This is a genomic window from Micromonospora sp. RHAY321, assembly GCF_023896955.1.
GTDB lineage: Bacteria > Actinomycetota > Actinomycetes > Mycobacteriales > Micromonosporaceae > Micromonospora.
This window is the reverse complement of the sequence record NZ_JAMHIW010000009.1, coordinates 172,800-197,362: the sequence shown is the minus strand read 5'-3', so window position 1 is coordinate 197,362 and position 24,563 is coordinate 172,800. Positions and strand designations below refer to the sequence as shown.

Genomic DNA, 24,563 nt, shown 5'->3' with positions numbered 1-24,563 from the left:
CCTCAGCCGGCGGCGGCGCGGGAGCGACGCTCTGCCGGAGCCGGATGGACCAGGACGTCGAGGACCATCCCGAGCCGCCGGGCCGCGCCGGGTCGCGGCGGCGAGGCCACCCGCTGGGCCAGCAGGGGTACGCCGTCGCCGTCGAGCCGGTCGAATGCCGACCGCCGCCCGCCCATCCCGAGCAGCAGCGTCTCGGCGTCACCTCGTACGAGGCGGCCCCTGCCGTGGCTCCATCCCGTGTCCGTGGCGACCAGCCGCAGGTCCCGAAGCCGGGAGTTCATGGTGAAACCGAGCGCGGGTTTCGTGGCGAGATGGTGGATCGCGACCCGCAGCTGCCTCTCCGGGACGGCGCCGGGAATGCCGAGCGGCAGGCGGATGTCCAGCTCGTGCAGCACAAGGTCGGTCAGAACGGGGTCGTAACCCGCCCGGGGGATGGCGATCCGAGAATCGGCGTACCGACGGAGCAACTCGACGATCTCGCCGGTGGGCCGTGCGGCCTCCCGCTCGGTGAGGCGCAGGTTGACCCTGTCGAGGTCCGCCGCCGTCGTGAGCAACCCGAGGTAGAGCTTGGTCCGGCCGAATCGGAGGAAGCTGATCAGGTGCGCCGCCACCTCGTGGACGGTCCACGCCTCGCAGAGGGTTCGCTGCCGTACCTGCTCGTCGGTCAGGCCGGCCAGGAGGTCCGCCATCCGGTGGCGATAGCTGACGATCATGTCGTAGACCCGCACCACACAATCATGGGAGTCCGTCGACCTGTTCGGCATCTTCGAAAAAGCTGAGCGTACGGACGTCGTCCCCGCCGGTCTCCGGTTGCTCCGGAGAGCGGCAGAAGCCCGGCGGGGACGACACTCTCACTAGCTGTCGCCGCGTGGGCTGTTCTGGTAGGCGGCGAGCCGCCACTGCCCGTCCTGCTTCACCACCACCCAGGTGGCCCGGATGGCCCGATCATCGGAGACCTTCGCCTCGCCCGGGGCCAGCACCCCGCCAACGGTGATCACCAGCGCCGCGTCCTGACCCAGGAACCGCAGGTCCAGCGGCTGCCCGGTGACCTGGGTCCCCTTGAAGGGGCCCTGGAAAGCGGTGCTCATGTAGGACTCGATCTCGGCCCGGCCCTTGCGGAAGACGCCGGGCAGGATCATGGTGCCGTCCGCCGTGAAGACGTCGGCGAACGCCGCGCCGTCGTGCTTGGCCCAGGCGGCGACGATGCGCCCGGGGACGGCGGCGACGGCCGCCTTGTCCGCGTCCGTGACAGTCATTGTGATCGCCTTCCTCCCGTGTCTGCGGGATCAGATGTAGAGGCTGTTGGGCTCCAGGCCGCACAGCACCCGGCCGTACAGCTCGGCGTTGGTGTTCGGGTGCATCAGCGCGTGCAGGTTGACCGCCTGGATGTCGCGTTCGATGCGCTGGATCGGCACGTCGGCGTAGATCGACGAGCCGCCGCTGGCGGTGTTGAAGATGTCCACGGCCTCCTTGGCCAGCCGGCAGGCGGCGCCCATGTCGGCGCGGGCGCGCACCCTCTCCTCGACCGTCCAGGCCGCGCCCTCGACGCCCTTGGTGTCCACCACCGTGGCCAGCCGGTGGGCGTGGAACTCCGCCTCGTCGATCTTCATGGAGGCGTCCGCGACCTGGAGGTGGGTCAGTGGCGCCTCACGCTGGCTGGCGTAGTTCGTGTAGGTGATCTTGCGGTCGGGCAGCCGCTGGAAGAACGCCTGCCGGGCGCCCGCGGCCAGCCCGAGCACGGTGCCCACCGAGGACGCCGCGGCAACCGGCAGCAGCGGCGCACGGTAGATCGGGGCGTCCGCGTTCGCCTTCGAGGCGGACTGTCCCTGGATGATCTGGCCGAGCGGAAGGACCCGGGCGGACGGCACGAAGACGTCCTGGGCGACCGTGCTGACGCTGCCGGTGCCCTTCAGGCCGGCGGTGTACCAGTCGTCGACGATCTGCAGCTCCGACGTCGGGACCAGCGCCATGACCGGCATCGGCTCGCTGTCCGGGCTCACCAGAACCGCGATGATCTCCTGCCAGTGGCTGTGCAGGGCGCCGGTGATGAACCCCCACTTGCCGTTGAGCACGATGCCGCCGTCGGCCGGGGCGGCCATCCCGGACGGGCTCAGCGTGCCGCACACCCGTACGTCCGGGGTGGAGAACACCTCGTCCTGCACCTCGTCCGGGAACAGACCCACCATCCAGGTCGGAATCCAGTACACCGACGCGGTCCACGAGGCGGACCCGTCGCCCCTGCCCAGCTCGGTGGCGACGTCGACCAGGGTCCGCGTGTCCGACTCGTACCCCCCGTAGCGGGTCGGCACCCGCATCTTGAAGACACCGGCGTCGGCCAGCGCCTCGATGGTCTCGTTGTGGATGCGCCGGTTCTCCTCGGACCACGCCGCGTTCTTCCGCAGCACCGGTACCAGTTCAGCCGCGCGATGAACAAGCTGTTCCCGCGTCGGGACATCGGTGGTCAGCACCATTTCCTCCCATTAGAAGGCTCAGACGAGACACGGAAGCCGCACCCCGCACACACCGTCGCATCCGCCGTCCGGCGTCCGCATCTTCCGCCGTGCGTCATGCCGCCACCTCGGTGACCAGGGGCGATCCGACCAGGGCAGCCAGGCCGCGCACGGTCGGGTCGGCGAAGAAGTGCCACAGCGGCACGTCCACCCCGAACGCTTCCCGGACCCGGGCGAGCAGCCGCGGTACCAGCAGCGAGTGCCCGCCCGCGGAGAAGAAGGACTGGTCGGCGCCGGCCGGAGCGGCGCCCAGCAGCTCGGCCCAGATCCCGGCCACCCGATGCTCCACCGGGGTTTCCGGCGGGTCCGCCGCCGACACCGGATCGGGATCGGGCAGCGCCCGCCGGTCCACCTTGCCGCCCAGGTTGCGCGGCAGCGCGTCCATCGTGGTGAACGAGACCGGCGGCATCGCCCTGCCGAACCGGCGACGCAGCGCGGACCGCCAGGTGGCCACGCCGGGCATCGTCCCGTCCGGCGCGGACCGTGGCACCACGTAGGCGGCCAGCCGGGCCACCATCCGGTCCGGGCCGGGGACCGCGACCACGACGCACTCGGACACCGTCTCCTGCCCGGCGAGCGCCGCCTCGACGTCGGTCAGCTCCAGCCGGGTGCCGTGCAGCTTGACCTGGAGGTCCCGGCGCCCCCGGAACTCCAGCAGCCCGTCGAACCTCCGCCGGCCCAGATCACCGGTGCGGTAGCAGGGGCCGGCCGGAATGCCGTACCCGGGCAGGTCGGGCAGCGACCGGAACGGCGCTGTCTGTTCGGCGGCCGCGCCCAGGTAGCCGGGGGTGACGTAGGGGCCGCGGACCACCAACTGGCCGGTGACCCCGGCCGGGCAGGGCCGGTCCTGGTCGTCCAGCACCAGCACCTGCCGGCCGGGGATCGACCGGCCGACCGGTACCCCCGCCGGCCCACCGCCCGGGTGGCCGGTGACGTCGTGCCAGGTGGCCAGGATGGACTCGGTGGGGCCGTACAGGTTGATCAGCCGGACCCAGGGCAGGGCCGCACGCAGGCCCTCGGCGAGCTCGGCGGGCAGTGCCTCCCCGGCCAGCAGCAGATGGTCCAGGGCGGCGAGCCGCTCGGCGCCACCCTGCCGGACGAGGACGGCCAGCAGTTCGCGGGCGACGCTGGGCACGGTCTGGAACAGCGTGATCCGCTCGGTCGCGAGCCACTCCAGCAGCTTCTCGGGATGCGCGCGGATCCGGTCGGCTACCGGGCACAGGGTGGCGCCGGCAACGAGCGCCGCGAACGCCTCGCACAGGCTGGCGTCGTAGCCGGGTGCCGCCCACTGGGCGACCCGGGAGCCGGGGCCGATCCGGAACTCCGTGCCCAGCCAGGTGACGAACTGCGAGAGCGTGGCGTGCGACTGGGGGATGCCCTTGGGCTGGCCGGTCGATCCGGAGGTGTAGGCGACGTACGCCCGGTCGGCCAGCGCCGGTGGCGGATCCGGCGGCTCGCCGTCGTGGTCCGGCAGCGTCGTCACGTCGAGCACGCGACCGGCCAGTTCGTCGCGGTACCAGGCGGCCAGCCGGTCCCCATCCGGTGCCCGGTCCAGCAACAGACAGGCCGGCCGCAGGTCGGCGAGGACGGCCCGGCCCCGCTCCCCAACGTCCCCGGGCCCGAGGCACACCAGGTGCGCACCGGCGTCGAGCACGCCGAGCAGGGTGGCGGCCTGGCGCGGCCCGACCGGCATCCGCACCGCGACCGGCGCTCCGGCCACCTCGCCGCCGGCGCGCAGCGCCCGGGTCACTGCGGCGGCCCGCGCCGCGAGCTGCCGGTAGGTCAGCACCTCGGCGCCGCCGTCCACGGCCGGCGCGTCCGGCCGGCGCGCCGCCCAGAAGTGCACCAGCGCGGGCGCGGACAGCCGGGGTGCGCCGACCGCCACCTGGTCGGCCGTGAGCACCGCGGCGCGCAACCGGTCGGGCTCCTCCAGCGGCAGCGCGTCCACCGGCGTACCCGGCTCGGCCAGCGCGGCAGCGAGCAGAGTGCGGAGCTGTTCGACCAGGCGCCGTGCGGACGCCTGGTCGAACAGGCTGGCCCGGTAGGCCAGCGCACCGCGGACCGCGGGGCCGGCGCGGTCCACGGTCAGGGTGAGATCGGTGGCCACCGCCCCGGCCGGCAGCAGCAGCGGCCGAACCACCGCCCCGGGCAGGCGCAACGAGGGTTCCGGGTCGTCCCGGAGCACCACCATGGCGTCGCAGAACGGGACGCGGCGCGGGTCGCGGTCCGGGTTCAGCGCCCGGACCAGGTCGGGGAAGGGCAGCTCGCGGTGGTCGGCGGCGGCCCGGGCGGTGCGCGTCACCCGGTCCAGCAACTCCCGGAAGGTGGGCCCGTCGGAGAGGTCGACGCAGAGCACCAGCGGGTTGGCGCACGGCCCGACGAGGCCGGCGAAGGCGGCCTCCGGGCGGACCGGGACCGGCACGGCGACCGCCACGCGGTCCCCGCCGCCCCAGCGCCGCAGCAGCGCCAGGAAGGCCGCGACCAGCACCAGGCGCGGCGCGGCGCTGGCCGCGGCGGCCAACCCGGCCAGCGCCCGCCCCATCCGCTCATCCCAGTCGAACCGCACCTCACCGCCGGGCCAGGACGGCCCGGCTGGGCGAGCCCGGTCCGCCGGCAGCACCAGCGGCGGCACCGCGGGTGACAGCGCCGCGGTCCACCAGTCGACCAGGTCGTGCCACCGCCGCGTGCCGGCCAGACCGCGCTGCCAGCGGGCGTAATCGGCGTACTGGGCGGGCGGCGGACCGGCCGGCGGGCGGCCGGCACAGTACCGGGACAGCTCGTCCAGCACGATGGCGGCGGAACGGTCGTCCAGGGCGGCCCGGTGCCCGCTGAGCAGCAGGACGTGCTCGGCCGGGCCGAGTCGGGCCACGCTCAGCGTGGCGGGCGGCCCGTCGGCGAGGCTGACCGGCTCCCACACCCGCCGCGCACACCACGTCTCGGGCGACTCATGGGTGTCCTCAATGGACAGGGTCACGTCGCCCGGCGGGTTGACCAGCTGCACGGCCCGACCGTCCCGCTCGACCAGCGTGGTACGCAGGATCTCGTGTCGGTGCACCACCGCGCGCCAGGCGGCGCGCAGCGCGGCCAGGTCCAGTGCGCCGGTCAGCCGGTAGGCCCAACCCACCTGGTACGCCGGGGACCCCGGGTCCATCCGGTGCTGCAACCACACTCCGTCCTGGAGCGGCGAGGTCGTCGCGTACACATCTCCTCCGTCGGTTGGGCGGGCGGCAGCCGTGGCCGAACCGGGTCATGGCGGTGAACCCGGGAAGGCCACGGGCGTGTGGTCACGAGATGAGGGCCGGGTCGGCCCGGTCGCGATCTGCGCCGGGGTACGGTCCGGTCCGGGAGTTGGCGGGTACGCCTGCGGGAGGCGATCGACGCGCTCGTCGTCGCCGCCCAGGTCGTATCGCCCTCCACAGCCGGTCAACGCCAGCGTCATACCTCGCCCGGCGACGTCGCATCTCCGAGAATGTCCTGCGGCCGCAATCTGGGATGTGCGTGAGGCGACATGGAGCGACCAGGGTTTCTTGCATGACACACGCGACGGTGGCCGAACTGCTGACGGCTTTCACGGATGCGACACCCGACCGAATCGACGCGCAGTTCCAGCGGCTGGCCGGCGCGCTCTGGCGCGACGGCACCCTGACCGAGCTGGCCCGCCCGGCGGCGGCGACCCTGGTGGCGTCGCTGGACCGGATCGGCGAGGACCGGCAGGGGCATCTGCTGGTGCTGCTCGGCCTCCTCGCGGAGGCCGAGCACCCGGCGACCGACGGCCCGGTCGCCGCCGAGGTGCGCAAGGGCCTCCCCCGCTATCTGGAGCTGGTGAAGAACCGCGACAGCCGGGAGCCGCTGACCCTGGCCCTGCTCTACCTGCTCAGCCAGTTCACCGACGACCGGGACCAGATCCTCGCCGCCGTGGCCGACCTGGACCTCGACGCGGAGGACCGCAGCCGGCTGGAGCGCAGCCTGCAACGACTGGACCCGGACGACCCGGACCTGGGCCGGGTCTGGCCGTCGCCGTCGGCGTGGCCCCTCGACGAGGCCGAGCGCGCCTACCACCAGGCGCAGACCCGCACACTCACCCCTGCGCAGGTCGCCGCGAACTGGGAGAACGACAGCCGTACCGTGCTGGCGTACTCGGGCGCGAAGGCCTACTGGGCGGCCCGACACGGCGCGCCGGCAGTGGTCACCGACGCTGTCCCCCCGCACCGGCCGGTACAGCCCGGCCCGGCGCCGGAGGGCGACATCCTCGCCCGGCACGCGGCCGCGTTCAGGTGCCGCAGGTGCGGCGGCCGGCTGTCGTTCGGTGCGGACGGGGTGCGCTGCGCCAGCTGCGGCACCGCCTACCCCATCGCCAACGGCGTGCTCGACCTGACCACCGGCATCACCGAGGGAACCGCCGACGAGGTCACCGCGGACCTGCTGAGCAAGCTGGCCGCCATGCCGACGCTCGGCATCTACTACGAGTCGGTGCTGCGCCCGGCCTTCCTGCGGATCGCCGGCGCCAACTGGGACAACGCGGTGACCCCCGCCGACGAGGACCGGTACCTGGCCGGGCACCTGCGCCCGGTGGAGGGGCCCGTGCTCGACGTGGCCGCCGGCGCCGGCCGGTGGACCGAGGTGGTCGCCAGGACCGTGGGCGCCGACCGGGTGATCGCGCTGGACATGGCCCTGCCCATGCTGAACGTGCTGCGCGCCCGGCTGCCCCAGGTGCCGGCCGTGCTGGCCAGCGCCACCGCCCTGCCCTTCGACGATGCCAGCCTGGGTGCGGTGAACTGCTGGAACGCGCTGCAGGCCTTTCCGGACGACGCGGCCGCCGGGATCGCCGAGATGGGCCGGTGCCTGCGGCCGGGCGGCAGTTTCACCATGATGACGTTCCGCTGGGACGACGACCCGATCGCCCGGTACTTCCAGGCGTCGCACTACTTCCCCAGCCGCCTGGAGGGGATGCTGCTGTTCACGGTGGACGAGATCCGCCAGTGGCTGACCGACGCGGGGATGACGGTGCGGGACATCTCCGGTCAGGGCACGTTCGTCTTCGTGACCGCCGAGAAGACGAAAGCATGACGGCGGTCGGTGCCCCCGGGGCCGTCGCCCGACCCGGCGACCCGGCGTACGCGGCCGCGACCGGGGTGTTCAACCTGCACGCGCCGGTACGGCCGGCCGCCGCGACCACCGCGCACACCGTCGACGAGGTGCGCGCCGCCATCCGGCACGCCCGCACCGAAGGGCTCGAGGTGCGGGTTCACGCCACCGGGCACGCCTCGACGACCGCGGCCCCGATGGACCACGCGCTGCTGATCCGTACCCGGCTAGCCGGCGGTGTCGAGATCGACACCGCCCGGCGGGTGGCCCGCGTTCCGGCCGGCACGCAGTGGGGCGACGTGGTCACCGCCGCGGCCGGCTCCGGGCTGGCCGCGGCGCACGGCTCGTCCCCCCTGGTCGGCGTCGTCGGCTACCTGCTGCGCGGCGGGCTCAGCTTCTACGGGCGGTACACCGGGCTGGCGGTGAACAGTCTGCGGGCGGTGGAGCTCGTCACCGCCGACGGCGAGCTGCGCCGGGTCGACGCGGCGACCGACCCGGAGCTGTTCTGGGCGCTGCGCGGCGGAGGCGGCGGCTTCGGAGTCGTCACCGCCGTCGAGTTCGCGCTGTTCCCGGCCGCCACCGTGGTCACCGGCGCGTCGTTCTGGCCGGTCACCCACGCCGCGCGACTGCTGGACCACTGGCTGGCCTGGACCCGGCAGGCGCCGTGGACGGCAACCACGTCGCTGCGGGTGCTGAACATGCCCGCGGTGCCGGGCGTCCCGCCGGAGCTCACCGGCGGCCCGGTGCTCACACTGGACGGCGCGGTGCTCGCCGAGCCCGGCGCGGACCCGGCAACCGCCCAGCAGCAGGCCGACGACCTGCTGGGGCCGCTGCGCGCGGTGGCCGAGCCGGTGCTGGACAACTGGCAGGTGGCCACCCCGGCCACCGTGCTGGAGGTGCACCTGGAGCCCAGTGACCCGGTTCCGGTCGTCGGAGACCACCTCCTGCTCGGCGAACTCGACGCGGATGCCGCCGCCACGTTCCTCGAGGCCACGGTGGACCCCGACTCGCCGCTGGTCGCGGCCGGGCTGCGCCAGCTCGGCGGGCGGCTGGCGGTGCCCGACCCGGCCGGTGGCGCGCTGAGCCACCTCACCGCCGCGTACGCGTACACCGCTGCCGGTGTGCCGGTGGACCAGGACAGCACCGCGGCGATCACGGCTCGGTGCGCGCAGATCCGGGCGGCGCTCACCCCGTGGGACACCGGCCGGACCGCCCCCACGTTCGTGGAGAACCGGGAGCATCCGCAGGGGCACCTCGACCCTGTGCAGGCGGACAGGGTGGACCGGACCCGGATTCGGGTCGACCCGACCGGTCTGTTCCGGGGCGATGTCCTCGACCCGGCGTACCGGTAGCGCGTACCGCTCGAACCTCGATCCCGATTCACCCCCGGACCGCACGGTCCGGGGGTGAATCGTTGCGTCCGGTCCGGCCCGGCTCACCGGTAGGGTTTGCGGGCGGCGATGATGACGTAGCCGATCTGGTCCCGGCGGGGGGCGAAGAACCCGTGGTGCCGCCGGCCGAACTCGGCCAGCGCCGGCGCCCCGAACTTCTCCACCAGCTCCCGCTGCCGGACCATAGCCGCCTCGACGTACTTCGCCTTACGGCCGAAGACCCGCGGCCCGCACTGGGTGTACTCCTCCACCTCGAAGCCGGCCGTACGCAGGTGATCCAGCCACTGCGCCAGCGTGGGCAGCTCGCGCAGCTCGATGGCGGCCATGAACTGGCGTATCCGTTCCGGCTCGCGGGCCGACTCCAGGCTGAAGTCCGACAGCGAGATCCGGCCGCCGGGGCGCAGCACGCGGTACAGCTCGCCGAGCACCCGTCCGAGGTCGGGGGCGTTCTGGAGCGACTCCAGCGCCAGCACCGCGTCGAAGGTGTCGTCCGGAAACGACAGGTCCATGAAGTCGCCGTACTGGATGGTGACGCGGTCGCCGACGCCGCCGGCCCTGGCCCGCTCGTTGGCCCGGTCGATCTCGAAACCGCTCACCGTGATCCCGGTGACCCGGACGCCCGTGGTCCGGGCCACGTGCACGGCGGTCTCCCCCGGCCCGCAGCCCGCGTCCAGCAGGTGCTCGCCGGGCCGGAGGCCCAGGGTGTCGGTCACCTTCCGGGTCATCCGCAGCACCGCCTCGGTCAGCGACGCGTCGTCGCGGCGGTCGTACCAGTACCACATGTGGACCTGGCCGTCGCGCAGCTCGTCGGTGATGGGCGAACGCTCGTCGTAGTGTCGGCCGAAGTCGACCCGTTCCGCGGCCACCGGTGTCACCCGTTGAGCATGTTGTTGCGGACACCGCGCAGCTCGTCGAAGGACGACAGGTCCGGCACGGTCCAGCCGTCCAGGTCGTACTCGGCGAGGCACTCGTCGACGAAGGCGGCCGTCTTCTCCGCGTCACCCGAGGCCATGTCGGCGAAGAGCAGCTCCACCCGGGTGTTCTCGTGGTTGCCGGCGTAGTTGCGCTCGTACAGCTCGTGGCGCCCGCCGAACTCGGTGCCGACCGCGTCCCAGAGCAGCTTCATCACCTTGACCCGCTGCACCGCGTCGACCCCGTCCGAGCCACGGACGAACTTGTCGAGGTAGGGCCGGACGTCCGGGTTGCGGAAGTCGTCGGCGCTGGAGTTGACGTAGATCAACCCGCTCGCCACGTCCTGCATGATGATCTCCCGGACCCGCGGATAGCCGATCTGCATGAACCACCGGTAGGCCAGCCCGTAGCGCGGGTTGGGCAGTACCGCCCCGTTACGCCACGGCACGGGGTTGCGGGCCGCCGCGTCGGAGAGCCCCCAGAACAGGTTGCGCCAGGCCAGCACCTCGCCGAGCCGGCTCTGCACGCCGCGGAAGTCCTTGGTGCCGGTGATCTCCAGCGCCTTGGCCAGCAGGCCGGCGATGAAGTCCAGCTTCACAGCGAGGCGGGTGCAGCCGTGGAAGGTGAACCGCTCGGGAAAGCCGGAGCGCCCGGTGAACAACTGCACCTTGCCGAGGTGGCCGTAGATGAACACGTTCTCCCACGGGATGAGCACCTTGTCCAGCACCAGGATGGTGTCGTTCTCGTCCAGTCGGGAGGAGAGCGGGTAGTCGAACGGGCTGCCCATCATCGCGGCCGTGGCGGTGTAGGACGGGCGACAGATCAGCTTCACGCCGGGCGCGCCCATCGGCACCGTCGCCACCAGCGCGAACTCCTTCTTCTTGATGGGCAGGCCGTAGTGGGCGATGAAGTTGTAGTGGGCGAGCGCGGACCCGGTGGCCACCACCTTGGCGCCGCTGACCACCAGACCCGAGTCGGTCTCGGCCTCCACGTGGATGAACACGTCGGCAACCTCGTCCGGCGGACGGTTCCGGTCGACCGGTGGGTGCACGATGGCGTGGTTCCAGTAGAGGACCTTCTCCTGGGATTCCTTGTACCAGCGGCGGGCGTTGTCCGCGTACGGCTCGTAGAAGTCGGCGTTGGCGCCGAGGGTGCCGAGGAAGGCGGCCTTGTAGTCCGGGCTGCGTCCCATCCAGCCGTAGCTCATCCGCGCCCAGGTTGCGATGGCCTGCTGGTCGGCGACCAGATCCTCGGCCGAGTGCGGGGTGGTGAAGAACCGGTGCGTGTAGCCGTCGCTGCCGGTGTCGGTCGGGGCGGTCAGTACGCCCTGGTGCTCGGGGTCGTGCAGGGCGTCGTAGAGCCTGGCGGTCATCCGGACCGGGTTGCGGAACGCCGGATGCGACGTCACATCCTTGACCCGCTCACCGTAGATGTAGATCTCGCGGTCGTCGCGGAGGCTCTCGATGTATTCGGCACCGGTCAGCGGACGCGTCTTCATCGGACTTCATCCCTCGCCGTTGGTGGCTTCGTGGATCTCCATCGTGGCATCCGCCCTGCGGGCTGAAGCCCTTCCAGAGTGCGCGGTGCACCGGACGGCCTAGCGGCCGCTGATCTCGGCCATCCTGGTCGCGAGGAATTGACGTTCGGCGTCGTTGGGGGCCAGGTCGAGGGCGGTCCGGTACGCGGCGACGGCCTCGGGGTGGCGGCCGAGCCGCCGGAGCAGATCCGCCTTGGTCGACGGCAGGTACCGGTAGCCGACCAGCCTGCCGTCGCGCTCCAGTGCCTCGATCTCGGGCAGCGCGGCGGCCGGTCCCTCGACCATGGCCACGGCGATCGCCCGGTTCAGCGCGACGACCGGTGAGGGCCAGACGGCCAGCAGCCGGTCGTAGAAGGCGAGGACCCGCGGCCAGTCGGTCTCGGCGTAGCTGGGGGCGGTGGCGTGCAGCGCGGCGATGGCGGCCTGCAGTGTGTACCGGCCCGGACTGCCCTCCCGCAATGCCTCGACGACCAACTGGTGCGCCTCGTCGATGGCCGCGTGGTCCCAGGCCGTGCGGTCCTGGTTCATCAGCGGCAGCAGGCGGCCCGTGTCGTTGACGCGGGTTGCCCGGCGGGCGTTGGTGAGCAGGATCAGCGCGAGCAGGCCCTGGACCTCCCGCTCCCGCGGCATCAACGTGACCAGCGTGCGGGTCAGGTCCAGCGCGCGGTCCACCAGGTCCTCGGACATCAGCTGGTCCCCGGACGGCGCCGTGTGCCCGGCGGCGCAGAGCAGGTAGATCACCGTCAGCACCGCGTCCAGCCGGTCCGCCAGCTCGTCGGCACGGGGGACCCGGTAGGGGATGCGGGCGGTGCTGATCTTCTTCTTGGCGCGGGTCAGCCGGGCCGCCATGGTCGACTCGGAGACCAGGAAAGCCCGCGCGATGTCGGTCGTGCTCATGCCGCACACGAGGCGCAGGGTCAGCGCGATCTGCGCCTCCTGGGACAGCGCCGGGTGGCAGCAGGTGAAGATGAGCTTGAGCTGGTCGTCCGGTACGGCGGCATCGTCGTCGCGGTCGCCCTGGTCGGTGTCCTCCGGTTCGACCAGCAGCGGCAGCTTGGACCGGAACGTCTGCTCCCGCCGCAGCGCGTCCAGCGCCTTCCGTCTCGCCACGGTGGTCAGCCAGGCACCCGGCCGGTGCGGGACGCCGTCGCGGCTCCACGCCTCCAGCGCTTCCACGTACGCTTCCTGCACGCACTCTTCGGCCAGGTCGAAGTCACGGGCGGCGCTGACCGTCGAGGACAGCACGGTGGCCCACTCGTGGCGGTGCGCGTCGGCGACGGCCTCCTCGACGGTGGTCGTGGAACGCCGGATCATCTCGCCGGAGGCTCCCCTTCGTGTGGCTGCCAGGGCAGGTGACGACGGGCGGGCGGTCGATGTGACCGGCCCGGGTCGTCACCTGTGAGGAGTCTACGTCGCGGTCAAGGGGCGTCCTGGCGATCACGGCTGGCGACACGCCAGCGCCGGTGGTGGCCGAGCGGGAATCCGGGCGGTCGGTGGTCACGGTGCGTGCCGGGGCCGGCCGACCCCGGCCGACCCCGGCACGCACCAGCCGCCCGCGGCGGCTCCGGCCCCCCTCACCCCGCCGGGGCCGGCGTCCGGTCGGTGACCTTCGGCGCCGTCCCGTTCGTCGCGGCCGCCCGGCCGAAGGACTTCACCAGAACCCGCAGGACGAAGCCGGGGCGCATCATCGCCTCCGGGCGGTCGACCAGCCCGGCCCCCCGCATGTACGCGGCGGCGACGGATCCGTCGCGCGTCGCCGCTAGCTGGACCCGCTTGAGAAACGCCTGCGCCATCCGCACCTTCAGCGTGCGCTTCCCCTCCACGCCGGGGAAGCTGAGGTCCACCGTGTTCGTCATCTCCCAGGGCGGGTCGATGACGTCCCGGGCCAGGTCCCGGAAGTACTGCCCCGGCTGGGGGGCGGCGCCGGTGTGCAGGTGCTGGCGCATGGTGAGCGCGCCGAGCGCCGCCACGGTCATCCCCTGGGCGTAGACCGGGTTGAAGCAGCAGACCGCGTCGCCGGTGACCAGCAGGCCGTCCGGGAACCGGTCCATCTCCTCGTAGTGGCGACGCAGCGTGGTCGGGAAGCGGAACGCGACCGGCTCGTCCAGCGGCTCGGCGTGCTGCACAGCGTCGTAGATGTCCGGCACGGCCAGCGACTTGAGCCAGGCGTAGAGGCCCGCCTGGTCGGTGGGCGGGTGGTCGCCGAGGATCCCGTACGTGGTCAGTTCGACGCGTCCGCCGTCGGTCTTCGTGAAGATCGCACCGCGGGGCAGCGCCGGCGAGGCGACCGGGTTGATGGACAGGTCGCCGTGGTACGGGTCCTCGCGCAGCCGGTAGTGCTGGGTCACGTACCCCAGACCGATCTTCTTGCGCTCCTCCCGGACCTGCGGGTAGCCGAGACTCTCCAGCCAGATGGGCACCCGCGACCCCCGGCCGGTGGCGTCCACCACCAGGTCGGCGCGGATGACCTCCTCGACGCCACCCTCGCCGAGGCGGTGCACCCGGACCCCGTCCACGCGCCGCCCGTCGACCGTGGTGTGCAGGCCCAGGATGTCGTGCCGCTCGGCGAAGACGACGTTCGGCAGGGCGGCGGTGCGCCGCCGGATGTGCTTCTCCAGCATCGGTCGGCTGGCGGCGACGCACACCAGGCCGGCATGCTGCTGCTTGATCGGCTGGCCGTTGAAGTACCAGCGCACGTTGCCCGCGAGGTCGCCGGTGGGCACCCCGTCGGCGAACAGCTCCTCGGTGATCCCCGGGTACAGCTCCTCCATGGCCTGCTGGCCGCGGGCGAGCAGCCCGTTGATGTGCCGCCCCTGCGGGCAGCCCCGTCGCGGCCCTTCCACGCCGACGAGTTCGTCGCGGTCCACCAGGACCACCTCGTCGTACGCGTCGGCGAGCACCCGGGCCGCGAACAGTCCGGCCAGGCTTCCGCCCATCACGACCGCGCGGGTTCCAGTCCCGTCTTCCATCCGGTTTCCTCCTCTCTTCTCCCCTGTCGACCGGTCAGGCCGGAACGGAACCGACCAGCCCGCCGTCGACGACAAGTTCCTGGCCGGTGATGTACGACGACCGGGACGACAGCAGGAACAGCACCACGTCCGCGATGTCCTCGGGCCTGCCCAGCCGACCGAGGGCCACCTGGCCACGGAAGAACTCCCGGACCTGATCGTTTCCGGTCACGCCGTCGAACATCTCGGTCCTGATGTGGCCGGGGGTGATCGTGTTCACCCGGATCCCCTGCCCGGCCAGGTCGGGGGCGAGCGTCTGGGCGAGGCTGAGAACGGCGGCCTTGCTCGCCGCGTACAGCGATCCCGTGGCCATCCCCCTGTGCACCAGCCAGGAGGCGTTCAGCACCACCGAGGAGTTCTCGGCGAGCAGTGGGAGCGCCTTCTGCACGGTGAAGAACGCGCCCTTGAAGTTGGTGCCGACCACCTGGTCGAAGTCGGCCTCGGTGACGTCGGCGGTGCGCGCGTTCAGCCCGATCCCGGCGTTGGCGAACACGCCGTGCAGCGGGCCGAACCGCTCCCGGATCTGCGCGGACAACCGGTCCAGGTCGGCGAGGCGGGACACGTCGGTGGGTACCGCCAGCACCCGGTCGTCGGCATCGAGGGTCTTCACCGCGGTGTTGAGCCGGTCCGCGTTGCGGCCGGCGATCACCACCCGCGCGCCGGCCTCGACGAGCCGCCGGGCGGTCGCCAGCCCGATGCCGCTGCCACCCCCGGTGACCAGTACGTTCTTACCATCAAAGTCGGTCATGCAGTCAGGATCACATCGGAGTCCCGGGCCGGGCACCTCTGACATTGCGTTCTCCCTGTGACCGCTGACGGGCAGCTTCGAACCACTGTTGTACGGCCGTCCACTGTGGAAGCCGGACGACCGGATTGGAGCCGCGAAGGTCGGCCCGGCACGTCGAACGCGGGCGCGTGCTGACAGTCGCGCAGCCGAGCGGGACCGGTGCCGGCCGGCAGGATGCCGTCGAGAGCGGAAGTAGGCATCCTGCCGGCCGGACCTGGAGTGGTCCGGCGGAGAATCAGGCGGCGGAGAGCCCCGCCGGCACCGGGCTGGTGAGCCGTACCGGCAGCGTGCGGTGGCCGTTCATGATGAACGTCGGCAGCGGCCGCAGGTCGTCCGGCTGGACCGCCAGGGACAGCTCCGGGAAGCGGCCGAACAGGGTGGACAGGCCGATCGTGGCGACCGCCCGGGCCACGCCGGCGCCCAGGCAGTAGTGCGGGCCGTGCCCGAAGGACAGGTGCTCCTTGTCCGGCCGGGTGATGTCGAAGCTGCCGGCGGTGTCGCCGTGCAGCGCCGGATCCCGCCCCACGGCGCTGTAGTTGATGAGGATCGGGTCACCCTTGGGGATGGTCACCCCGTCGAGCTGGATGTCCTCCACCGCGTACCGCAGCGGCAGGTGCGCCAGCGGCGACTCCACCCGCAGCGTCTCGTCGATCACGTCGGCCCAGGACGCCCGGCCGCTGGTGACCAGCTCGAGTTGGTCCGGGTGGGTGAGCAGCGCGGTGATCGCGTTGTCGAAGAAGTTGATGGTGGTCTCCGAGCCGGCGCCCAGGATCGCGAAGATCGTGTCGGTCAGCTCGGCCTCACTGAGTCGGGAGCCGTCCTCGTCGCGGGCCGCGATGAGGTCGCTGGTGATGTCCTCCCCCGGCTCGCGCCGCTTGACCTCGATCAGCTCGGCCATCGCACCCCGCCACCCGAGCAGGATGGACTGGGCCTGCTCCGGGGTGACCGTGGTGTCCACCATCATGTCGATGACCTTCGCGGTCTTCGCCCGCGCGTCCTCGGACATGCCGATGAGGTCCGCCACCAGCCGGGCCGGCAGGGGGTAGGCGAACCGCTCCCGCAGATCCACCACCTCACCCGGCTTGACCTGGGCGAGGGCCTCGACCAGTTCGTTGGTGAGCTCGACGATGCGCGGTTTGATCGCCTCGGTACGCCGCGCGGTGAACGCCTTGCCGACCAGCTTGCGCAGCCGGACGTGGTTCTTGCCGTACGCGGTGACCATGTTGTCCATCGCGATCCAGCTGATCATCTCCCAGTCCGGCGGGATCTCGCCGTCGATGAACGCCGGCCAGTGGTTGCGGGCACTCTTGGTCACCCGCGGGTCGGTGAGCAGTTGCTTGATGACCGCATAGCTGTTGGTCGACCAGGCGAGGACGCCACCGGGAAGTTCCACCCGGGTCGCGGGACCCTGCCCCCGAAGGCGGGCGGCCTCACCGTGTATGTCCTTGCCGGAGGTGTCGAGCACAGGGCAGCGCTGTTCCATGGTTGTTGTCTCCCACCTCTGATTGGGAAATCGGGCTGTCCGCGAGGCGTGCCGTGCACACGGCCGCCGGCCGGCCTCGCGATTGAGCGTCACACGCCCGCGCGGCGGGTCGCATCTCTGCGGTTGCCCTGCTCATCCGGCCGGCCGCCAGCCGTGGGCGGCGACCGGCCGGGAGGGCGGACGACGCACTACTCGAGGCCGAACCGGGCCCTGGTGAGCTCCCGATTGGCCATGGTGTTCATGACGATCGAGATTCCGGCATGGCTCTGCATCATGGACAGGTCGCGCCAGATCCGTTCGATGCGCTGGCCGTGACGCACCGCGCTCGATCCGGCCGTGGGGAATATGTACTTCTCGACCGCCTGCCAACTGAGCCTGACCACCTCACGGCAGATGGTGGCGATGAGCCACTCCCGTTCCTTGGTGAACGCCGCCGGCCCCTGAGCGCACAGGTCGGTCCACTGCTGGATCGCACCGAGAAGGGCGGCCTCGGCCGTGACCAGCCGGCCGGCGGCCTCGCCGTACCAGATCTGGTAGTCGGGATCCTCGGTCCTGGGCAGGATCGGGGGGAACGACGTCGTCCTGGACCGCATCAGGTCCGCGTAGGCGTCGAGCCCTCCCTGCGCGATGCCCACGGCCAGGGCGGCCGACTCGAGCATCATGAAGCTGAGCGGCCCGCCGCCGTACTGCGGGTTGTCGTGCAGCCGGACCCCCGGCGTCTCGTCGCTGACCGTGTACATGCTCATGTGCGTGTCGAGGACGAAGTGCTCGGGGACGTACCCGTTCTCGATGACGATGCTGTGTGACCCGCTCCCCTTGAGCCCCAACTGCTGGCCCCAGTCGTCCAGGTACCGCCACTGGTCGCGGGGGACGATGAAGAGCGCGGGCGTCGGCTCCTGGCCCTCGTCGGCGGCGATCAGGGTGTGGCCGAGGAAGTGCGTGGCGTACGGCGCACCGGAGCAGTAGGACCAGGTGCCGTTGAGCACCCAACCGCCGTCGGCGCTGCGCTGGGCGGTGCCGCTGGGGATGACGGTGGCGGGACAGATGAAGTCACCGACGCCGAAGATCTCGTCCTGTGCCCGTTCCTCGAAGATCGTGGCGGTCACCACGGCGTGCACCGCACCGAGGCAGAACATCCAGCCGGTCGACGGGCAGCCGCGCGCGAGCGTCGTCACCACCCGCATGAAGGTGTCGATGCCGAACTCGTAGCCGCCGTAGCGTCGGGGAACGAGGATCCGGTAGAAGCCCGCCCTGGCGAACTCGTCGTGCGTGTCCTGGGCGTAGTACGTGCGTTCCTCGGTCTCGGCCTGCCGTGCCAGCAGCATCGGGATCATCGCCTCGGCCCGCGCGATGACCTCGGCCGGGGTGAGGTCCGGCTCCGGCGGGCGGGACAGGCCGTGGGTGGGGGCGGTCATGTTGACTGTCATGGCTGCGCCTGTCCTGTCTGGTCAGCTGTTGAGCGGTACGACGTCTTCGAGATCCTGGGCGGTGTACGGCTTGGCGTCGGTCCAGAACTCCACCCGGTGGCTGCTGTTGGGGATGTTGGCGACGTCCCGCGGCACACGGCTCACCCAGGCGTTGTAGTCGTCCAGCAGCTTCTGCGCCTCGGCGGTGGCCTGAGTGAACCGGGCCAGCGGGTCGGCTCCGTGGGTGAGCACGTCGTGCATGGCGTGCGTCATGATGTCCTGGGCGCCCGCGAAGTCCCCGAACAACGCGCCCTCCGTCAGCGGTCGGCCGCCGGCCGGCCGGGCCGACACCCCCGCCGGGAAGTCGTTGACGTGGTCGTACGTGATCGAGTGGTGCGGGTGCGTGTCGAACCAGCCCTCTTCCGCCAGCAGCTCGTAGGAGGCGCGGGTGATCGGAACGAAGCTGTTGTCCTTGTGCCGTTGGGCGGCGTTGCGGGGATTGTGCAGCCACATGAGGAAGGCCAGCGCACCCTCCTGGGTCACCTCGTCCAGGCCGTTGGCGAGCCAGATGGACGTACCGGCCACGGCGTTGCCGACGTAGGGGACGTCATCGTTGTGGGGGAAGGCCCCCACGTCCATGGTGAAGCCACCCATCTCGGCCGCGAGTGCCATGTAGTTGACGTCGTTGGAGGACGAGATCCGGATCGCCACCCGTTGGTCCCGGAACGCCTCGAGGGTGCCCGCCCAGTCCGGGATCTCACCGGTGTAGAGGTAGTGGCCGTCCTGGTGGAGCTTCTGCCACCAGTTCACCCAGGACATCATCTCCTTCGAGGTGAGGTCGATCTTCGTGGCCCGGCCGTCCCGGCCGTTGCGGTTGTTGACGAAGTGGCCGCCCTGGCAGGCGAGTGCCTGTTGGACGAACGTGCCGTGGTTCGACCAGGTGATGGCGTGCGACGGGCCGCCGTCGAGCCGGGCCACCCGCTCGCACACGGCGGTGACCTCGTCCCACGTCTGCGGGAGCCCGGACACCCCGGCCCGGTCCAGCAGGTCACGGTTGGCGAAGAGCAGGCTCGTCGTGCCGGCCGACGGCATCGACTCGAGGTCGCCGTCGTACGTGTAGTAGTCGCGGAACGCCGGGTGGAGGTCGTGGAGGACGACCGGTTCGCCGAGGATCTCGGTGCGGTCGCCGATGGCCTTCGAGACCGACGTGAACAGGGGGCTGCCATCCGCGGCCACCGTGTCGCGGGCGACCTGGCTCGCGTAGAAGTAGTACTCCGCGAGGGCCGGGCGGCGCCCCTGGGCGGCCTCCTCGGCGAGCACCTGCGGAAACGTGAAGAAGTCCATGCCCCGGACGACCACTTCGTATTCCGGGTGGAGCCGGCTGAATTCCGCTGCCTGTTGGTGCCACCGGTCCATCCACCCCGGAAAGCGCAGATCGGCGACCCAGACGTCGATGTCAGTCTTCTTCATTCGACTCCTCCTTTTCGCACCTCGCGCGAGGCATCGGCGCAAGGCGGCAGAACGCGATCACGTAGGGCAATGGTGTCGCGCGGGTCGAATGGCCACATCTCCGCGCGTGCGGTTCTGCGCAGTGGTCTTCTCGGGTGCGCCGAAGCTCCGGCCCGGGCAGTGGAATTCCGTCCGGACCGGAGCTTCGATTGATGCGGGAAATACCCCGAACGGGGCAGTGTCAGTCCTTCCCGACCGCCGGCCGGTAACGGCAGATGATGACGCCGAGTTCGGTGGTCTCGGTCCCGACGAGTTCGAATTCGTGCCGACTTCCCTCGCGACCGATCAACGCTTCCCCGCCGGTCCTGCCCACGAGAATCGGGTGTACCCACACCTCCAGCTCGTCGACGAGGCCGTGCGCCAACAACTCGTGCGCGAGCTGGCCGACGCCGTATACCAGGATGTCCTGCTCGAATTCCTGCTTGAGCTTGGCCACCTGGTCCGCGACGTCACCCCGGATGATTGTCGTGTTCTCCCACTCGGCCTTGTCCAGGGTCGTGGACACCACGTACTTGGGCATCTTGTTGATTTTCTCGACGAACCCACCGTCGTCGTCCATGGTGGGCCAGGTCGCCGCGTAGACCTCGTAGATGCCGCGGCCCAGCAGAAGAGCGTCGCTGGCGAACAGGCGTTCCTCGGCGAACCGGCCGGCGTCCTCGCCGAAGAACGGGCCCTGCCACTCTTCGGGGTTCTTGATGACCCCGTCGAGAGACATGAATGTCGTTGCTACGAGCCTTCCCACAGCGGACCTCCTGGTCGTTTCGGATGACGTCCTCGCCGGCGCGGAGCCTCGTGTCCCCTACCGGGAACGGCGCCAGTACACGCTCCACCGGTCGACCCTCTCGATCGGGTCGTGTTCCATACCGTGCTGCGCGCGGAACTCTTCGACGGCGGCGCGACAGCCGGGCATCAGGTAGTCGTCCACGATGACGTAGCCACCGGGCGACAGCTTCGGGTAGAGGCTGGTCAGCGCATCGCGGGTCGACTCGTAGAGGTCTCCGTCGAGCCGCAGCACCGACAACTGGCGGATGGGCGCGGTCGGCAGGGTGTCGCGGAACCAGCCGACCAGGAACTCGACCTGGTCGTCGAGCAGGCCGTACCGGTCGAAGTTGTCCCGCACGACCTTCGCCGTGACGCCGAGGACGGCGTTGTGCTCGTGCAGCAGGAGTCTCTGGTCGTCCGGATGACCGCTCTGGTCGATGACCGGCATTCCCTCGAAGGAATCCGCGACCCAGACCTTGCGATCCGTGATCCCGTAGGCCTTGAACAGACCTCGGGCAAGAATGCACACACCGCCTCGCCACACGCCGGTTTCGATGAAGTCGCCCGGCACACCGTCCGCGATGGCGCGTTCCAGACAGTGCTGCACATTGTTGAGCCTGGCCATTCCGACCATTGTGTGCGCAACGCTGGGCCAGTCGCTGCCGGTGTTCCGGGCCCACGGATTGAACTCCTGTCCGTCGAACACCGGGTTCGGGATCGGCGGGTCCTCATATATGACGTTGGTCAGCACCCTCTTCAACAGATCGAGGTAGAGGTCGCGGGCCATCGGGTCTTCGCTGGGCATCGATCACCTTCCCGAGGGATCAGGACGTTGTGAATACCGGCAGCCGCCGCCGACGCTACACCGTGAGAAGGCCGATGGCGGGGTGCGCGGCACGGTGCGCAATCTGGAAGAACGCCGCACATGCCGACCCGTCAAACCGCACATCCTGAGGTGTGCCGTCGACCGGGCGAGCCCACGATGAGCGATGAGGCCTTCGGGTCAAACCCGGTGACCAATGCGCGGATCGGCGACGAGGTGAACCAACAGCGGCTGCTACCGCAGCCGACGTCCATTCGTCGTCAGCACGCACAGCGCGGGCTGTCACGAACCAGTGAAGGAGTGCAAAGTGGGTGTTCCTGAGAACACGTCGTCCGTCAACGTCGACGGCGAGAAGTTGACTGTCGCGGATGTTCGGGAAATCGCCGAGAACGGCGCGGCCTGCCACCTGGCGTCGGACGTGCTGGACAGAGCCGCCGTGAGCAGGGAGATGTTCGAGAACACCGTCCGAGAGGGCACTCCGGTCTACGGTGTCACGACCGGCTACGGCGAGATGATCTACATGCTGATCGGCACCTCGAAGGAGGTGCAGCTGCAGACCAACCTGGTCCGCAGCCACAGCGCAGGCGTCGGCCCGCTGTTCAGCGAGGACGTGGCCAGGGCCATCATGGTCGCCCGGCTGAACGGGCTGGCCAAGGGATACTCCGCGGTACGTGGCGAGTTGCTGGAGCGGCTGGCGCTCTACCTCAACCTCGGCATCACCCCGGCGATCCCGGAGATCGGGTCGCTCGGCGCCAGCGGAGACCTCGCACCGCTGGCACACATCGCCAGCGCCGTCATCGGCGAAGGGTACGTCCTCAGCGACGGCGGGCGCACCGAGACCGGCCCCGTGCTGAAGGGGCATGGCATCACGCCGCTGGAACTCCGTTTCAAGGAGGGGCTGTCGCTCATCAACGGCACCTCGGCGATGACGGGCCTCGGGTGTCTGGTCGTCGGGCGGGCGCTCGAACAGGTACGACAGGCCGAGATCACCGCGGCGCTGGTGGTGGAGGCTCTGCTCGGCTCGACCAGCCCGTTCCAGTCGGACGGGCACGACGTGGCCCGGCCGCACCGGGGCCAGATCGACAGCGCGGCCAACATGCGGGCGATGCTCACGGGCACCGGCCTCGCACTCGACCACGCCGACCTGCGCCGTCAGGCCCAGGCACAGCAGACCGGAGAGGTGTCGCGCACCGACGTCTACATCCAGAAGGCGTACACGTTGCGGGCCATCCCGCAGGTCGTCGGCGCCGTCCGGGACACGCTGTACCACGCGTCGGACACGATCGAGGTCGAGCTGAACTCCGCCAACGACAACCCGCTGTTCTTCCCTGGCAAGGAGGTCTTCCACGGCGCGAACTTCCACGGGCAGCCGGTCGCGTTCGTGATGGACTACGTCACGATCGCCCTGACCCAACTGGGCGTCTTCTCCGAGCGCAGGACCAACCGGCTGCTCAACCGGCACCTGTCCAGCCTGCCGGAGTTCCTCGTCGCATCCGGCCAGCCCGGGCTCAACAGCGGGTTCGCCGGTGCGCAGTACCCGGCGACCGCGCTGGTCGCCGAGAACCGGACCATCGCCCCGGCGAGCACGCAGAGCGTGCCCTCCAACGGCGACAACCAGGACGTCGTCAGCATGGGCCTGATCTCGGCCCGCAACGCGCGCCGGGTGCTGACGAACAACAACTACATCCTGGCGGTGGAGCTGCTGGCGGCCGCGCAGGCCATCGACGTGGCCAAGCGGTACGGCCAGCTCAGCCCGGTCGGCAAGGCGACCCACGACATCGTTCGCTCGCTCGCGCCGACCCTGGACCGGGACCGCTTCATGTCCGACGAGATCGAGTCGGTGGCCGCCGCGCTGTCCCGCGGGGCGTTCCTGGAGGCCGCCCGTTCCAACGCCATCGAGCTGCGTTGACCGGCCGTGGTCGTCGATTCATTCGAGGAGGGGCTGAGAGGCCATGACATCCATTGACGCCGAGGCGGCGGTCTCACCCGAGGAGACCGATCACATTCCGCTGTCGTTCAACCAGGATTTCCTGTGCATGTTCGACCAGGGCGACGACAGAGGTCCGTTCGGCCCGCGCTACAGCATCGTGTACGGGTGGCGCGTCCGCGGCGCCATCGACGTCGATGTGCTGGGCGAGGCGCTGTTCCGCGTCGTGCGCCGGCACGAGGCGTTGCGCACCGTGGTCGTCCGGGCCGAACAGGACCGGCACCAGCGGGTTCTCCCGGCGAGCCCGCCGCGTCTGCGGGTCCTCGACCTGCGGCACGTCGATCCGGCCGACCGGGATCGTCGGGCCGAGGAGCTGCTGATCGAGCTCGAAGCCGGCGACTACCCGGTCTCCGACCTGCCGCTGGTGCAGGTCGTCCTGGCGCAGTTCAGTGACGACGACGCGGTCCTGGTGCTCACCGCGCACCACACGGCCGTCGACGGATGGTCCATGCACGTGCTCATCCAGGACCTCGCGGTGAGCTACGGCGCGGCGCGGGGGCACGACGTGCCCGACCTGGTGGAGCCGGCTCAGTACCGCGAGTACGTGGCCTGGGAACGGCAGCGTGCCAGCGATTCGGGCGCGGCGGCCAGGTCCCGCGACTACTGGCGGAAGAAGTTGCAGGGGGCGGAGATTCTCGGGCTGCGCACGGACTGGCCGAAGTCCGCCGGGCGTCCGAAGGACACGGCGGCCCACCGGTTCCTGGTCGACCCGGACGTCACCTCGGCCGCCCTGGCCCTGGCGAAGGACACCCGCAGCTCCGCGTTCATGGTCATGCTCGCCGCGTACAAGGTGTTTCTCCGGGACGCCACGGGGGCCACCGACATCGTGGTGCCGACACTCGCGTCCAACCGCGGCGAGGCCCGGTTCCAGCAGACCGTGGGCAGCTTCTTCAACTTCATTCCACTCCGGACGGACCTGAGTGGATGCTCGACGTTCCGGGAGGTGCTCAAGCGCACACGCGCGGCCTGCCTCGAGGCCTATGCGCACCAGATTCCCTTTGCTCAGGTCATGGCCGACTCGCCCAATCTCGGCCGCACCTTCATGGCCGACAATCTCGCCGTCTACCCCTTCCAGGTCTTCCAGTTTCCCTACGTCATGAGCGGCGAGCTGATCGGTGACCTGGAGTTCTCCGAAATACGCCGGCGGCTGCTGCCTCAGGACGTCGGCCCGGAAGTGCCGGACGGTGCGCTGTGGACGCTGGATCTCGATTCGGCCAATCACGACCTGGTCGGTTGCCTGCAGTACAACACGAACGTGATACGCGGGGAATCAGCGAACGAGCTGGTGCTCGCCTATCTCCGGGTGCTCCGGAGAGCGGTCCTGGCACCGGACGCCCAATTGTGATCCGTCTACCCCATTCCG

Annotated in this window: 18 protein-coding genes; 4 read left to right on the top strand and 14 right to left on the bottom strand. The window is 70.8% G+C overall.

The genetic code is table 11. The features are described 5' to 3' along the window. Positions 1 to 2 precede the first annotated feature (2 nt). The 4 genes from M8C17_RS20550 to M8C17_RS20535 all read right to left on the bottom strand — a co-directional run bounded on the left by M8C17_RS20550 (position 3) and on the right by M8C17_RS20535 (position 5,712). A complete protein-coding gene (locus M8C17_RS20550) occupies positions 3 to 728 on the bottom strand; it encodes a maleylpyruvate isomerase family mycothiol-dependent enzyme (protein WP_252418141.1) in 726 nt (241 codons plus the stop codon). Positions 729 to 854: 126 nt separating this feature from the next. Continuing rightward, entirely contained in the window at positions 855 to 1,256 is a 402-nt protein-coding gene (locus M8C17_RS20545; RefSeq protein WP_252418140.1) for an SgcJ/EcaC family oxidoreductase, read from the bottom strand. Positions 1,257 to 1,286: 30 nt separating this feature from the next. Then, positions 1,287 to 2,471 carry an acyl-CoA dehydrogenase family protein gene (locus M8C17_RS20540; protein ID WP_252418139.1) on the bottom strand — a complete coding sequence of 395 codons (1,185 nt, stop codon included), beginning with the start codon at positions 2,469 to 2,471 and terminating at the stop codon, positions 1,287 to 1,289. A gap of 94 nt (positions 2,472 to 2,565) precedes the next feature. Next, entirely contained in the window at positions 2,566 to 5,712 is a 3,147-nt protein-coding gene (locus M8C17_RS20535) for an AMP-binding protein (protein WP_252418138.1), read from the bottom strand. A gap of 329 nt (positions 5,713 to 6,041) precedes the next feature. On the opposite strand from M8C17_RS20535, the gene M8C17_RS20530 reads away from it, so the two are divergent. Then, a complete protein-coding gene (locus tag M8C17_RS20530; RefSeq protein ID WP_252418137.1) occupies positions 6,042 to 7,577 on the top strand; it encodes a methyltransferase domain-containing protein in 1,536 nt (511 codons plus the stop codon). Next, complete coding sequence (locus M8C17_RS20525; RefSeq protein WP_252418136.1) at positions 7,574 to 8,947, top strand: FAD-binding oxidoreductase; 1,374 nt, start codon at positions 7,574 to 7,576, stop codon at positions 8,945 to 8,947. Before M8C17_RS20530 ends, M8C17_RS20525 begins: the two co-directional genes overlap by 4 nt. 83 nt (positions 8,948 to 9,030) lie before the next feature. Here the strand turns inward: M8C17_RS20525 and M8C17_RS20520 are convergent, their stop codons facing one another. From M8C17_RS20520 to M8C17_RS20475, 10 genes are all read right to left on the bottom strand, one after another. Continuing rightward, the gene (locus M8C17_RS20520; protein ID WP_252418135.1) at positions 9,031 to 9,861 is read right to left on the bottom strand and encodes a methyltransferase domain-containing protein; all 831 of its coding nucleotides are present in this window, start codon (positions 9,859 to 9,861) and stop codon (positions 9,031 to 9,033) included. Next, positions 9,858 to 11,396 carry a 4-hydroxyphenylacetate 3-hydroxylase family protein gene (locus M8C17_RS20515; RefSeq protein ID WP_252418134.1) on the bottom strand — a complete coding sequence of 513 codons (1,539 nt, stop codon included), beginning with the start codon at positions 11,394 to 11,396 and terminating at the stop codon, positions 9,858 to 9,860. The genes M8C17_RS20520 and M8C17_RS20515 overlap by 4 nt, the downstream gene beginning before the upstream one ends. Before the next feature lie 99 nt (positions 11,397 to 11,495). Then, entirely contained in the window at positions 11,496 to 12,680 is a 1,185-nt protein-coding gene (locus tag M8C17_RS20510) for an RNA polymerase sigma factor (protein ID WP_252418168.1), read from the bottom strand. A 329-nt stretch (positions 12,681 to 13,009) separates the two neighbouring features. After that, on the bottom strand, positions 13,010 to 14,404 hold the full coding sequence (locus M8C17_RS20505) for an NAD(P)/FAD-dependent oxidoreductase (protein ID WP_252418133.1): 1,395 nt from the start codon (positions 14,402 to 14,404) through the stop codon (positions 13,010 to 13,012). A gap of 34 nt (positions 14,405 to 14,438) precedes the next feature. Then, entirely contained in the window at positions 14,439 to 15,191 is a 753-nt protein-coding gene (locus M8C17_RS20500; RefSeq protein ID WP_252418132.1) for an SDR family NAD(P)-dependent oxidoreductase, read from the bottom strand. Between the two features lie 274 nt (positions 15,192 to 15,465). After that, positions 15,466 to 16,713 carry a cytochrome P450 gene (locus M8C17_RS20495; protein WP_252418131.1) on the bottom strand — a complete coding sequence of 416 codons (1,248 nt, stop codon included), beginning with the start codon at positions 16,711 to 16,713 and terminating at the stop codon, positions 15,466 to 15,468. 188 nt (positions 16,714 to 16,901) lie between these two features. Then, positions 16,902 to 18,140, bottom strand: a complete 1,239-nt coding sequence (locus M8C17_RS20490; RefSeq protein ID WP_252418130.1) for an acyl-CoA dehydrogenase family protein — start codon at positions 18,138 to 18,140, stop codon at positions 16,902 to 16,904. Positions 18,141 to 18,161: 21 nt separating this feature from the next. After that, entirely contained in the window at positions 18,162 to 19,589 is a 1,428-nt protein-coding gene (locus M8C17_RS20485; protein WP_252418129.1) for an extracellular solute-binding protein, read from the bottom strand. A gap of 220 nt (positions 19,590 to 19,809) precedes the next feature. Next, positions 19,810 to 20,370 (bottom strand): dihydrofolate reductase family protein, encoded by a 561-nt coding sequence (locus M8C17_RS20480; RefSeq protein ID WP_308209542.1) that lies wholly within the window; start codon positions 20,368 to 20,370, stop codon positions 19,810 to 19,812. A 57-nt stretch (positions 20,371 to 20,427) separates the two neighbouring features. Beyond that, a complete protein-coding gene (locus M8C17_RS20475) occupies positions 20,428 to 21,195 on the bottom strand; it encodes a TylF/MycF family methyltransferase (RefSeq protein ID WP_252418127.1) in 768 nt (255 codons plus the stop codon). A gap of 325 nt (positions 21,196 to 21,520) precedes the next feature. Between M8C17_RS20475 and cmdF the strand changes: the two genes are divergently transcribed. Both cmdF and M8C17_RS20465 read left to right on the top strand, forming a co-directional pair. Continuing rightward, the gene (cmdF, locus tag M8C17_RS20470) at positions 21,521 to 23,122 is read left to right on the top strand and encodes a tyrosine 2,3-aminomutase (protein ID WP_252418126.1); all 1,602 of its coding nucleotides are present in this window, start codon (positions 21,521 to 21,523) and stop codon (positions 23,120 to 23,122) included. A 43-nt stretch (positions 23,123 to 23,165) separates the two neighbouring features. Next, the gene (locus tag M8C17_RS20465) at positions 23,166 to 24,545 is read left to right on the top strand and encodes a condensation domain-containing protein (protein WP_252418125.1); all 1,380 of its coding nucleotides are present in this window, start codon (positions 23,166 to 23,168) and stop codon (positions 24,543 to 24,545) included. The last annotated feature ends 18 nt before the right edge of the window (positions 24,546 to 24,563 follow it).

Excerpts from the sequence above, each read along its gene's own strand:
- M8C17_RS20545 (WP_252418140.1), bottom strand. The coding sequence starts at position 1,256 with ATGACTGTCACGGACGCGGACAAGGCGGCCGTCGCCGCCGTCCCCGGG.
- M8C17_RS20540 (WP_252418139.1), bottom strand. The coding sequence starts at position 2,471 with ATGGTGCTGACCACCGATGTCCCGACGCGGGAACAGCTTGTTCATCGC.
- M8C17_RS20530 (WP_252418137.1), top strand. The coding sequence starts at position 6,042 with ATGACACACGCGACGGTGGCCGAACTGCTGACGGCTTTCACGGATGCG.
- M8C17_RS20525 (WP_252418136.1), top strand. The coding sequence starts at position 7,574 with ATGACGGCGGTCGGTGCCCCCGGGGCCGTCGCCCGACCCGGCGACCCG.
- M8C17_RS20515 (WP_252418134.1), bottom strand. The coding sequence starts at position 11,396 with ATGAAGACGCGTCCGCTGACCGGTGCCGAATACATCGAGAGCCTCCGC.
- M8C17_RS20505 (WP_252418133.1), bottom strand. The coding sequence starts at position 14,404 with ATGGAAGACGGGACTGGAACCCGCGCGGTCGTGATGGGCGGAAGCCTG.
- M8C17_RS20500 (WP_252418132.1), bottom strand. The coding sequence starts at position 15,191 with ATGACCGACTTTGATGGTAAGAACGTACTGGTCACCGGGGGTGGCAGC.
- M8C17_RS20495 (WP_252418131.1), bottom strand. The coding sequence starts at position 16,713 with ATGGAACAGCGCTGCCCTGTGCTCGACACCTCCGGCAAGGACATACAC.
- M8C17_RS20490 (WP_252418130.1), bottom strand. The coding sequence starts at position 18,140 with ATGACAGTCAACATGACCGCCCCCACCCACGGCCTGTCCCGCCCGCCG.
- M8C17_RS20485 (WP_252418129.1), bottom strand. The coding sequence starts at position 19,589 with ATGAAGAAGACTGACATCGACGTCTGGGTCGCCGATCTGCGCTTTCCG.
- M8C17_RS20475 (WP_252418127.1), bottom strand. The coding sequence starts at position 21,195 with ATGCCCAGCGAAGACCCGATGGCCCGCGACCTCTACCTCGATCTGTTG.
- M8C17_RS20465 (WP_252418125.1), top strand. The coding sequence starts at position 23,166 with ATGACATCCATTGACGCCGAGGCGGCGGTCTCACCCGAGGAGACCGAT.